This window comes from Flavobacterium aurantiibacter (assembly GCF_002251775.1).
Classification (GTDB): domain Bacteria; phylum Bacteroidota; class Bacteroidia; order Flavobacteriales; family Flavobacteriaceae; genus Flavobacterium; species Flavobacterium aurantiibacter.
In genome coordinates this window covers 59880-72428 of sequence record NZ_NOXX01000207.1, presented here as the reverse complement: position 1 = coordinate 72428, position 12549 = coordinate 59880, and the positions used below count along the sequence as shown (strand labels likewise).

The 12549-nt window shown below is 42.0% G+C and carries 9 protein-coding genes; 2 read left to right on the top strand and 7 right to left on the bottom strand.

Features of this window, described 5'->3' with window-relative positions; translation table 11 throughout:
• Positions 1-122 precede the first annotated feature (122 nt).
• From CHX27_RS10965 to CHX27_RS10950, 4 genes are all read right to left on the bottom strand, one after another.
• Positions 123-485: a CoA-binding protein gene (locus CHX27_RS10965; RefSeq protein ID WP_094486823.1), complete on the bottom strand. Its 363-nt coding sequence runs from the start codon at positions 483-485 to the stop codon at positions 123-125.
• A 204-nt stretch (positions 486-689) separates the two neighbouring features.
• Positions 690-1145, bottom strand: a complete 456-nt coding sequence (locus tag CHX27_RS10960; RefSeq protein ID WP_094486822.1) for a DoxX family membrane protein — start codon at positions 1143-1145, stop codon at positions 690-692.
• A 20-nt stretch (positions 1146-1165) separates the two neighbouring features.
• Positions 1166-2596 carry an HmuY family protein gene (locus CHX27_RS10955; RefSeq protein WP_094486821.1) on the bottom strand — a complete coding sequence of 477 codons (1431 nt, stop codon included), beginning with the start codon at positions 2594-2596 and terminating at the stop codon, positions 1166-1168.
• A 10-nt stretch (positions 2597-2606) separates the two neighbouring features.
• Positions 2607-4706, bottom strand: coding sequence for a TonB-dependent receptor plug domain-containing protein (locus CHX27_RS10950; RefSeq protein WP_094486820.1), 2100 nt, complete (start codon positions 4704-4706; stop codon positions 2607-2609).
• Between the two features lie 99 nt (positions 4707-4805).
• Here CHX27_RS10950 and CHX27_RS10945 point away from each other — a divergent pair, with 99 nt between their 5' ends.
• Together CHX27_RS10945 and CHX27_RS10940 are read left to right on the top strand one after the other, a co-directional pair.
• The gene (locus tag CHX27_RS10945) at positions 4806-5705 is read left to right on the top strand and encodes a DUF6607 family protein (RefSeq protein WP_094486819.1); all 900 of its coding nucleotides are present in this window, start codon (positions 4806-4808) and stop codon (positions 5703-5705) included.
• A 345-nt stretch (positions 5706-6050) separates the two neighbouring features.
• Positions 6051-8084 carry a T9SS type A sorting domain-containing protein gene (locus tag CHX27_RS10940; RefSeq protein WP_094486818.1) on the top strand — a complete coding sequence of 678 codons (2034 nt, stop codon included), beginning with the start codon at positions 6051-6053 and terminating at the stop codon, positions 8082-8084.
• A 78-nt stretch (positions 8085-8162) separates the two neighbouring features.
• On the opposite strand, the gene ctlX is transcribed toward CHX27_RS10940, so the two are convergent.
• The 3 genes from ctlX to CHX27_RS10925 form a co-directional block, all read right to left on the bottom strand.
• Positions 8163-9098: a citrulline utilization hydrolase CtlX gene (gene ctlX / locus CHX27_RS10935; protein ID WP_094486817.1), complete on the bottom strand. Its 936-nt coding sequence runs from the start codon at positions 9096-9098 to the stop codon at positions 8163-8165.
• A 116-nt stretch (positions 9099-9214) separates the two neighbouring features.
• A complete protein-coding gene (locus tag CHX27_RS10930) occupies positions 9215-10135 on the bottom strand; it encodes a dimethylarginine dimethylaminohydrolase family protein (RefSeq protein WP_094486816.1) in 921 nt (306 codons plus the stop codon).
• Positions 10136-10213: 78 nt separating this feature from the next.
• Entirely contained in the window at positions 10214-12412 is a 2199-nt protein-coding gene (locus CHX27_RS10925; protein ID WP_094486815.1) for a C25 family cysteine peptidase, read from the bottom strand.
• Positions 12413-12549 lie beyond the last annotated feature (137 nt).

Sequence of the window (12549 nt, the reverse complement as noted above, 5' to 3'; positions counted from 1 at the left end):
TCGAAGGCTAATGGAGATTTTTGTATTAAGACTTGAGTCCCGATAACTATCGGGAAAGACTACGTAACGTTCACCACTTGACGTGTCGTTTGGGCCGACCGAACCCACTAATCGTCAAAAACCTAATATTGCTTGGTACTCAGCAACACCAATGTACAAGCTACTTCGCTGCTGATCTGAGATTCGGATAAAATCTGGTAAAACTCCGGATTTTCGGTGCCGGGATTGAAAATGACACGACGCGGGTGCAAACTCAAAATGTAATCGTAATACGCTTTTTGGCGCTCAGGATTCAAATATAAGGTTACCGTGTCGATATCGTCGAAATCTTCGGCGGTGGTGTGTATCGGAACGTCGGCAACAAGTCCGGGCTTCTGACCTACCGCAACCACGGCAATATTGTTCTTTCGCAACTGCTGAATCGCCAAATACGCATACCGATCCGGATTGGTACTGGCACCCAAAACCAATGTTTTAGCTGACATCTTTTTTTATTTAAAAGTACAAATACCTGTCCTAAAAAACTGAGTACGATTAAAAATCTTTGTCAGAACGCTTGAATTCAAGGTGTTTAAATATTTTACGGAAATCTTTGCTAAGCAATTTTTAAATCTAACTCAGGTTAAAAACAAAAGAGACCGGACGCAAACCGATCTCTTTAGACAAACAAACAAAACAAACAAACCAATTTAATGACTCTTATACATACGCGGATTCCACAATAAGGGTTTCCAGATGCGGTAGCTTTCGGCGATTAAAACTAAATTGATCACCAACAATCCCAATGTTTGTAGTAACTCGCCCACTTCGTGAGGCTCTAAAAACAGGTGGAACAAAAAGATGTTTATCGTTAACGGCAGCGTAACGAAAGCTCCAACACGTGCAAAGACTTGCGAAATCAGTAAAATTCCTGCCAATAACTCGGCTATGCCCAAAAACTCCCAGAAAAATCCGGACTGGCGCATGCCAAAAATGTAGTTTTTAATCTTCAGTATTTCAACCGTCGGCGCCACTTCCTGACCCGATTTTACCGTGTCGACAATCTCCGTTGGCGGCGGCGTTGGCTTCTCAAATTTCTTGATGCCGCCGTAAAACATCATGCCGCCTAATATCAGATTCAATGCAATAAATAAATAGCGTTTCATATAGTTCCGTTTAAGTTAGGTTAGTTTAATTTTTGATATTCGAAACTCGGATTTCCACGCTCGCCTTGCGCATTCACTAACGAAATGAAACGCAGTTTGTATATGTTACCGGCTGTGTCTTTTAAGATGTAAAAACGATCGTCGCGCGCGCTTGGTAAACTTGTAGGTCCGCCGCCGTTTCTCCACGACGATCCAATAACACGCTGGTCGGCTGCTGCTGTAGTCTCAAAATTCGCTGTGTTCACATTTGCTAAAGTGTAATTCGCGTACAGCACGCCTTCGCTGTTCAATACTTGGTAAATGCGTGTTCCGCCCAAGGCATTACTCACAATAAAATCTTGAAACGCATACGATACCGTTCCGGTTCCAAAATTGGTGTAGTTGGTAAACGGTGTAAACTGTAAATCCCATTTGTTTTTTTCTGGTTGGGCTATCACTGTATTTCCTGTCGTTAAATTCAGGTAAGTAAAATGATAATCGGCATTTTTAGCTACCAAAACCTCGCTAAATGTGGTTGCTTCTGGCGCTGCATATTGAATTTTGTATCCGTTTCCGTTTCTAAGCACACGAATTTTCAACCAGCCGCGCGAATTTCCATAAGCATTTACGCTACCCACACCTGGCGCAGCCGTTGCCACATCAAAACCGCGGTTAATGAGATATACTTTGTTGTCGGCATCGTTGGCTGCGACTTCAGCAATAGCGGTTTGGGCTAAATTTCCGCTCGGATCGTCAACATACGCTGGATTTCCATTTACAACTCCGGTTCCACCACCCTCGCCCACTGCAACCGACGGGTCTATTTCCTGTGGAATCGTCATATCGTTTACTGCCAATTGTTTCGCTGCCATTTTCAACGCACCGTTTAAGACGACGCGAAACTCCGACCCGCTGTAAAATCCAAGATCAAATGAAGCGCGCGGCACTTGCAATTCGGCTCCCGAACTTAAATCTACATAAACGATGTTCGGAACGTTGGGGCCACCCACAGCTGGTGCTTTTGTAAGTTGTGTTACGGGAACTTCATTAAAGTTTGCGACAAGCGAGGCCGCTTCGGGAGCCACAGTAACGTTTACATCGGAACTTCCTGTTAATTGAAATGCAACCGATTTTGCCTGACCTTCGATGGCCTGCGTTAGTCGCGTAATTTGAAAACGTACCGTTGTTGCTCCTACTTCGTAAGGAATTTCGAGATTGTTTGCCGATGTTGGCGCAATCGATAAATTAAAATCGGTACCTAAAACAGCGTTTGTCCCCGTAAATGTTAGCTCGAGAACACCCGATTTAGCCGCAGCTGTTTCAAAATTGAGGACGATATCGCTGCTGCTTTCCACCAAGTTAAGCTGTGCACTTGAAAAACCGACGGCGTTTTGCGTGGCCGAATCGTTATCTTTTTCGCAGGAAGTAAAAACCAGCGAGAAAAGCGTCAGAAAACTAAATACATGTTTCATAATCAGATAATTATATGTTAAAGAGATAGGATAATTTTAAAAAGTAAGATCTTCCGTAACCTAGCAGCACGCCGTTGCCGGAACTGTGAACGCCGCCGGCATTTGGATTTGATTGATTGATACTACCCACATCGAGCACGTTTCGGGCACCGAAGCCAAGCGACAAGCCCGACTTAAAATTCTTGGTAAACGTGGCATCTAGCCAACCAAAATCGGATAGCGTTGCCAAATCGTAGGTGGCTTCGCCGGCATCGTTGGTGGTGGCTTGAAATTGCTGCTGGCGTCCTGTGTACTTATAAAAAATGGCAAAAGTGCTGTTGATTTTCTTGAATTGATACGTCGCAGAAAAATTTGTAAGAACGGAATAGAGAAATTTATCCGACGAAATTGCCTCGCCGTTTTGCAATTCTTGGGAAATGCCTATGAGGGAAAGTCCGGCTTGCATTTGTATCTCTTGCCATTGTATGGAATTTGTAATGGAGAAATTTTGCATCTGATATTTGCTGATGTTGATGTACTGCGACTTCACCATCGGCACTGTTTCGACCAACGCCATGCTGATGCGATTATTCACAAAAAGAAATTGCGTTTGAATACCCGATTGGATAGAAACATTTCCGAGTTTGTAACGCGTTTGATAGCCCAAATCGGCGGCATGACTGGTTTCTGGAAGCAGATTTTGATTGCCGACAAAATAATGTCCGGAGAAGATAATCTGAGAATAGAGTTCTTCGAAGTTGGGTGTTCGGTAGGAACGTCCGTAGCCGAAACGCAGCTCGCTTCGGTCGTGTAAACGCACTTTAAACTGTGCCGAAGTGGCAATTTGATTGTCGAATCGATCTTGAAACGAATAGCGAAGACCGGTTCGGATTTGGAATTTTGGAGTGAGATCGGATTCGGCCGACCAAAACAAATCGGCGTTTGAAATCGATTTTTCCACAACTTGTTCCAAATTGTTTTCGGCACTTACGAGCGAAAATCCGAGATTTCGAACGGCTTCGTAACCGAATTGATGCTCGATACGCTTTCCTGTACGAATCTTGCTGAGCGTTCCGGTGCTGTACCACAAATCGGATCCTTGATCTTTGCGCTTTTGCAGCGATTGTTCCGTATCGGTGTTGTGATTGTATTGAAAATTGGTACGGTCGCGACGCTGATTTTGATAAGAAAACGACACTGCCAACGGATACGTTTGCGAAAGCTTGCTATCTATCTGAATCACATGAGATTGTCGTTGGGTTTTGTATCGACTATCCGCCGAAAACAAGGTGGGTTCAAACGGCGGATTGTTCACGGCAAACACAACGCGATTATACACCTCGAGCGATTCCCAGAGGTAATCTAATTTGTACGTTACTTTGAATTGATTAACCGAATAATTCAGAAACGAACTGGCATTATATTGGGCTTTCGGCAGCCATTCATAACCACGTAAACCATCGTTAGTTGTATAGTTTTTTCCTTGAAAACGATTCAAAAAACCAGTGAAGATATTTCGATTGAGCACCGCAGCAGCCGACCACCGATTGCTAAAAGTGTGATTAAGTGCGAATCGTTGTACGTGTCGACCTCTATGCATCCACGCATATTCTTTGCCAACAGTTTCTTCCTGTAAACTAAGTTCGGCCGTTGTTCCGGATTTAGTTGATTTTTTGGTGATTAGATTGAGAATTCCACTCACAGCATTTGCACCGTGCGTGACGCCCATGGAGCCTTCAACAATTTCGATACGCTCAATTAAATCGAGATTGATTTGCGTTAGATCGATGTTATTGCCCAGACCATTCTCCGAAACCAGCGGAACATTATCGACGAGAATTTTAAAATACTGTCCGTCTAAACCAAATAACGACACTGTTGAACGACCGCTGGTGTTGGAAGGCGTCACGGTGATATTTAGATACTGATTGAGCACATCGGCTAGGGTAACGGCTGCCAGCGCATCGATTTGTTCGCGACTAATTGTTTTGACATTGAAAACCGACTTTCGGATGCTTCGCGGCGAAAATTGTCCGGTTACAATTACCTCTTCCATGGGTACGGCTGTGGTGTCGCTTTGCGCGAAAACACTGGCTGCTGTCCAAAACAAAAACAATCCGAAATACTTCATTGTCTAGATTCGTTCTAAATAATTTTCGGCAAATATATCTTTATTTTTATTTATTCTAAATAGAAATAGTATTTTTGGCAAAAATTAATTCTACACCTTATGAGAAAACAAAATCTAATTACTGCGATTCTAGTACTTGTATTTGCTGTTGGTTTCGGACAGTCGAAAAGAGAAAAAGACCAAGCTGCGATTAAGAAAATGTGTGGCTGTTACGAAGTGACATTCAATTTTGCGGAAACATTCAGTTACAGTAAAGACTCGTTGTACAAGCCTTCAAAAACAAAATACGACTATGGTTTAGAGTGGGTTGAGTTACTTGAAGACAAACCAGGGAAAGTGGTTATGCAGCATTTGCTTATTGTGAGCGACACTACGATTGTGAAGCATTGGCGCCAGGATTGGTTGTTTGAAAACACCGATTCGTATCAGTTTTTCAAAGACAATACGTGGAAATTTATCCAATTGAAAAAATCGGATGTCGCTGGAAAGTGGACGCAAAATGTGTATCAGGTAGATGACAGTCCGCGTTACTCCGGCACGGCCACTTGGGTGCATATCGACGGGAAATCGTATTGGAAAAACACCACAGATGCTCCGCTGCCGCGCCGAGAATTCACCGTTCGTAACGATTACAACGTACTTAAACGAACAAATGTTCACGAGATTACGAACTACGGTTGGTTACACGAACAAGACAATGAAAAATTAATTCGCGACGACAAAGGAACCGATGTTTTATTAGCGCGCGAAAAAGGACTTGATTTCTACAAAAAAGTAGACGACAGCAAATGTTTGGCTGCACAAAACTGGTGGAAAGCCAACAAACAATTATGGGCACAAATCAATAAGAAATGGAATGAAGTTTACGATCTCAAGAAAGATTTACACATAGAGAAAACCGTAAACAAGCAGCCGATGTTTATGCCTTTATTTGAATTAAAGCCACAAGCGAGCACGGCAGAAATTAACTCGATTTTTTCGCAATACATAAAAAGCTAGTAAAAATTAGCTGCTCAAATCGATTCTATTTTCAGTTAGAAATCGAAAATAGCTGATCCGTAACGATGAATGACCTTGTTCACTTCGCTACGGATCTGCTTTCTGATTTTAGTTCTTGACTTAGAATGACTAGCTATTTTTCTTTATTAGACAGATATTTCAAAAAATAAACAAATTCTAAATTTTTAAGGAATTCTCTTAGCAATTACGCAACGAAAAAACACTTATACTCCGATAAAATCAATTATTTCGCCTCTAAAATTTGTAACATATTTACAAAAAGCATAGTTTCGCCGCCTAATTCAAAGCCAAGGAGTGACTTCCCAACCTCCATAAAATCACATCATGAAAAAACTACTCTACTTTTTCGCCCTAGTTACCGTTGGAGCATGGGCACAAACGCCAAAAGCGACAAATAAACTTTTTGGTGTCGACATTAATCCGACCAACACGCCTACCGCAACTGGAAAAATTCGTTGCGCGTCGACCGAATACGAAACATCGTTACAGCAAAAGTACAGCACTCGCGCTACGGAGGAAGCCTTTGAAAATTGGATGAGCGCCAAAATTCGCGAACGTCAGGCTACAGGAAATCGCTCTGCTCAGAGCACGAATACTGTTTACACTATTCCGGTTGTAGTGCATGTGATTCATAACGGTGATGCTTACGGAACGGGCGAAAACATTACCGACGAGCAGGTACTTTCTCAAATTCAAGTTCTAAATCAGGATTTTAGAAGAATGCTAAACACTCCAGGATACAACACGAACGCGGTTGGCGCCGATACTGAAATTGAATTCTGTTTAGCTCAAACCGATCCCGAAGGAAACGAAACAACGGGTATTCATCGCGTTAACTTAGGAACAGCTTCTTGGGGAGAAACCGCCATTGAAACAACCATGAAACCTCAAACACAGTGGAATCCGGATTTGTATTTCAACATTTGGGTTTGTCGTTTTGGTGGCGATTTAACCGACGTGCTTGGCTATGCGCAATTTCCTGACAACTCAACCCTTGGAGGAATCGACACTACGGGTGGTTTAGCCGAAACAGACGGTGTAGTAATTGGCTATCAATACTTTGGTTCGCAAGACATTTATCCTGACGGCACTTATGACAGCCAGTTTTTTAACGGACGAACTTCAACACACGAAATTGGCCACTGTTTTGGTTTGCGTCATATTTGGGGCGATTCGTTTAGTTGTACAGTTAATGCAACCGACTCACTTAAAGATTATTGCCCAGACACGCCAGCGGCATCTACAGCAACAAGCGGCTGTCCGACGGGTAAAAATTCATGTCCAAACTCTCCTGGAAACGACATGATCGAAAACTACATGGATTACACCGACGACGGCTGTATGAATATATTCACCCAAGATCAAAAAGAGCGCATGCTCATAGTTCTTGAAAACTCTCCACGCCGTTCAAGCTTGCGAACCTCAACTGTTTGTCAAGCACCACAAGGATTTGAAATAGACGGTTCTTTAGACTTTAACGCACCAAGTGATACGTGCACCGATAGTCCGGTATTAAGTGTGACACTGAAAAATCGGGGATCTCAAACCCTGACAACAGCTACAATAGCTTACACTATCGATAGTATTGAACAACCAAACGTAGTATTTAATGGCTCGCTAGCTAACAACCAAACAGCAGTTGTATCGTTACCTAGCGGAACGTTAACCTCCGGAGCCCACAACATCGCTTTTAACATTGTAAGTGTTAACCAAACCGCCGACCAAAATAATTTTAACGACAGTAAATCGGCAGAATTTTCTCTCGCTCCGTTCTACAATACTACAGCTGTAACCATCAAAATTCAGCGTGATGAATTTGGTTCAGAAACGGCTTGGACGTTCGTCAATGCAGCCGGACAAACGCTTGCATCGGGTGGAAACTATAGTGACACTAATTCTTTACCAGCTTTAATCACGCAAACAGTTAATGTTCCTGCAAACACTTGCTACACATTCACGATTACCGATTCATTCGGAGACGGAATTTGCTGTAATTACGGAAATGGCTTCTACGAAATCTCTACCGCCGATAACCAAATTATCTTTGAAGGCAGTACGTTCGAATCATCGGCAAGCTACTCATTTGGCGTAGGTGCACTTAGCACAAACGATTTTGCAAAAACAACTGTGAAACTTTATCCGAATCCTGCCTCAGATATTTTATATCTCGAAAACGCAGCGGGAAGCGCAATCGAAAACGTGACTGTTTACAATACTTTAGGACAAGATGTTCGCTATTTGAAAAATCAATCCGATTCAAAAGTTGCGATCTCAGTAGCCAATCTACCCGTAGGCATGTACATCATTCAATTTACTACCGATGGCGTTACTCAAACAGCTAAATTTGCTCGAAAGTAAGAAGTAGAAAATAGTTCAAAATAAAAAAAAGGCGTTAACTATTGAATGTTAACGCCTTTTTCATTTTGATGTTTATTGTTATTTCTTTGGTAGAAAAACCTCAGCCATCATACAACGTGCACTTCCGCCGCCGCAGGCTTCGATCGTATCTAAACTTGAAGACAAAATTACGCCGTACTTTTCTAAAATCTGAATCTGAGCAGGTCGTAAGGATGTTCGTGCCGCTTCGCTCATAACTATGTATCGTTTGCCGTCGGCTGTAGTTACTTCAAGCATATTTCCCGCAAAATTATTTACCTGATCTTCCGAAATTAAAACAACTTCTTTTCCTGAATTCCGAAGCTGTTCTAGAACGTGCTTTCGTTCTTGTTTGTCGTCAATGCAATCGGCGCAAAGAACAGCAAAATCGGTACCTAAACACATTATTACATTGGTGTGGTAAATCTGCTTTCGCACACCGTCAACGGTTTGAAACGCTTCAAAAATCACTGGAGCGTAGTCGAAATCTTCACAAAATTCGATAAACAACTCCTCGTCGGCACGTGGCGATAAGGCGCAATACGCGATTTTGTTGATGCGATCGAGCAGTAAACTCCCGGTTCCTTCCAAGAAAAAGTTATCTTCTTCCGCAGCTGTATAATCCATGATTTCCTCGATCACAAAACCTGCATTTTCGATTTCATCTAAAATATCTTCTCTGCGCTCCAACCGCCGATTTTCAGCAAACATCGGATACAGAACGACATCGCCGTTATCGTGAAACGAAACCCAATTATTTGGAAAAATCGAATCGGGCGTATCGGGTTCCACAGTATCATTTACAACTATGACGCGTATTCCTGCCGCTTCCAACTTACTCACAAAAGCATCAAATTCTTCTTGCGCTTTTGCATTTACCGTTGCCGGCAGCAAACCATCGATTACTTTTTGGTAGTAATTATTTACGGCAGTTTGTTCATTCATTCGAAACGCCACTGGGCGAATCATTAATAAAGTATCAGTTGATTGTCTCATTTTAAATTTTTTATTTTTTGGGCAATCCCCTCCTCCGTTCCTCCGTCGGGTCGGGCTATTCGTTCCAAGTCCTCGCCCCGAAAGCTTTCGGGGCTGTGGGCTTTCCACTTCTATCCCTATTGCGGCATCCGTAACAAGGGCAATGTGCTACATCTAAGTAATCCTTCTTGTTTTGCTATTTCTGCGTACGGTATTTCCTCTACGGTAAAACCTTGCGAGCGTAACCAGGTATTAAGTCTTGTAAAATTACGCTCCGAAACCACCACATCTGGCGCTATCGAAAATACATTGGAATTCATATCGTACATCTCGTCTCGGGTGATGTGAAATAAATTTTCCATACCAAACAAATTCACCAAATACATATAATCCGACTCTTCACGAAAGCCGCTTTTATAAATGATGCCTTTGTCTTTTCCAACGGGTTGAAAACAGCAATCTAAGTGCAACGCATTATCGCGAGCTTCGATTTTTGACTTTACGAGATCGAATTCTTTGACGATTTTACTGGGAAACAAATCTCTGATATACTGTACTCCATCCATATTGGTTCGAGCGGTGATGTAATTTTTGTAATCACTTCCCTTGTACGTTCCAATAAAAATATGATCGTTCCACAACATAACATCGCCACCTTCGATATGAACATTTTCGGGCGGGCGAACTACTTTTGCTGGGTTCATAAGGTCAATAACGTACTGTATCGCATCAAGTTCACGTTCACGATCAGGTAAGATATTGGCTTTAATAAAAGTGTCTTCAATCACAAAACCTATATCTCTGGAAAAAATCTGATTGTAATTTTCGATCAACTCGGGTCGATACACTTTTACGTGATACTTCTCGAAAACTGCTGCAAAAGCGTCCATTTCGCGAACCATATCTTCTTCAACTGGATAAGTTCCTGCTAAAATGTGTTCAAGCGATTTTGGATCATAGGCCTCTTCAGCCGTAGGTGTTGGCCCATTGTTTTGTGCCGTTCCGAGAACCACCTCTTTAAGTAATGAAGTCTCGTCGGAAATATGTAATGAAAGCATAAAAAGCAATTATGCGGCAAAGATAATCATATTAGTTTGCCGCATAGTTAAGTTTTCGAAAACGATTTCGAACTCCTTCTACTCTTTTGATAGCTTTTTAATTACGCGTCCGTTTGAAGTTTCGACCACTGCCAAATACATACCGTTGCTAAGCTGCGACATATCGATTTGGGCTGAGTTACTGTTAAAATCGTGCTCAAGAACTACACGTCCGTTCAAATCTAAAATCTTTACCGCAGCTTTCTCCGCTTCAAATAAATTGACTGTAAGCACATTTCGCACGGGATTTGGAAATACTTGTACATTTTTGGAGCTAGTACCGTCAACCGATAAGGGTGACGAAACGTTTATGCTGCTGCGATAAGGTTTTGCATTTACTTTGGTCAATGTAATCTTTATTGGATCGTTACTGGCAAGATTTGGTATATCGAGCGTTGCGCCGCCCTCAGCAATTACACCTGTTGCTACCTGAACATTGTTTTGAGTTAAAAAGACACGTGCACCATTGCTTGATGAGTTAACAGTAATCGCTTGTCCGCTTTGGCTAACTTCTGCTGGGTGCGTTGCCGCAAGTTCATCAAAGCTTGTGCTTCTAAATACCACTGTAGGATCGCCAAACATAATCCAGGTTTGCATCACCTCGATTGCAGATGGACTGTTTCCGTAAGTTTCTAGCATGCTAAGTTGCCCATTAAAAAACAAACCTCCTAAAGTGGTTGTGGTACTTGTAGGGTTAGCTCTTGTAATTAGTGCCGCGATTTCATCTTGAGTTTGCATTGGTTCGGCCCAGGCCATAAGAATAGAAGACCCACATGCGGCAATTGCTCCAGTTGGATTCAATCCTTGACCGGCTGTGAGAAACGATTCACATAATGCAGTTCCTCCCACAAATGTTCCGTTGTTACACGCAACTGAAACAACGAAAGGAAATTTACCAGCATTGTTTAGTTGATTAACGTCGGCATTGGTATAACTACCGGTCGACATTATTTGCGTTGCGCCGTGCCCAGTATAATTAATTAAGCCTACGCCTTCATCGATGGCAGCTGAAATCATTTCCGGAGTAGGATCGCCCCATTCATCGTTGCCTTCTTGATAATCTTGATAAAACTCGTAAATGGTATTGTATCCAAATTCCAACAATTTGTCACCAATTCCGCGTAAGTGTTCAAAATCTGCTTCACCTTCATCGCCGTAACCAGCACCTTCATTTGAGGCAATTCCTATGGCATTTGTCATCCACGTTCCTGCTAAAGGTGTGGTTTCATAATTGAGAATTTTTTGAAGGATGCGCGGCATTTGCTGTGTGGTTCCCGATAATCGGCCAACGAGCAATTCCGGGTAAAAATCTTCCTCTGTTAACTGTCCGTAGTATGAATCGCTGTAAAACTGCTCGTCGGCACCACTGGTTCCGTACGAATATGTCGGTATATTTTGATGATCGCCAATAAATAACACGTACGTTAAATCCAGATTTGAATCATAAAAAGTAGTGATATACGACTTGATACTTTCTGGAGTGCTTCCTGTTTGCGCTGTTGTAACGACTGTAGTTTTGATTCCACTTTCGTTTTTCCAATCCACAAAATTAGTTAGTAAATTCTGGTAGTTCGGCGGCGTAATGATGAGTAAATCACCTAAATCAGAAACGGGCGTGTAACCTGCTTCATCGAGAAACAAGGCAGAATAGAGCGACTGAAATGCATCTTCTTCGCGAATCGGACTAAAAGCCGCTGGCGTTTGAACCACTAGATTTATTTCGCTATAAACACGCAATACTTTAGTTACAGGATTGTATTGAAAAGGAGTGAAACTCAAATTAACCCCAAATCGATTTCGAAATGTAAATGGGTTTGATACGCTAGCGATTTGCTCTGGATAAAATTTATTTTCGGCATATTCCGATCCAAAAAGATACGGAACCTCAGCTGGATTTACATTTCGTTTCAAGCTACCTTTAGAAGGCAAAACATCAATATTTTGATATTCGACATAAGAGCCCGGTAGCACTTGGAACGTCACTGGATTTGCTGTTGGAACGGTAATAGATTCACGGAAAACAGGTAAGGCTGGCGCTCCTGCATCCATTAATAGAACTTTTGAAACCTTGGAAAAATCCAAATAGGAATTTCCGTTCAAATTAACGCCTGGCGGTAAATTCAAAGCATTTGTAAATTTAATCGACTTTTGGCGCGGCGTATTCCCAGTCAAGGAAATTTGTTGCGCATGAAAATTAACGGCGGATAAAACAAGAATAATGGCTAATAGTTTTTTCATGATAAATTGTTTTGGTTTACTAAAATACTGTTTTTCAGAGGTTATAAAAAATAGCACTAAATTTTGGAATGCTAAAACTACGGCAGAATTTAATTAGTTGGTTACGGAAAACCCGTAAATTTTAATTTTCACGCAAA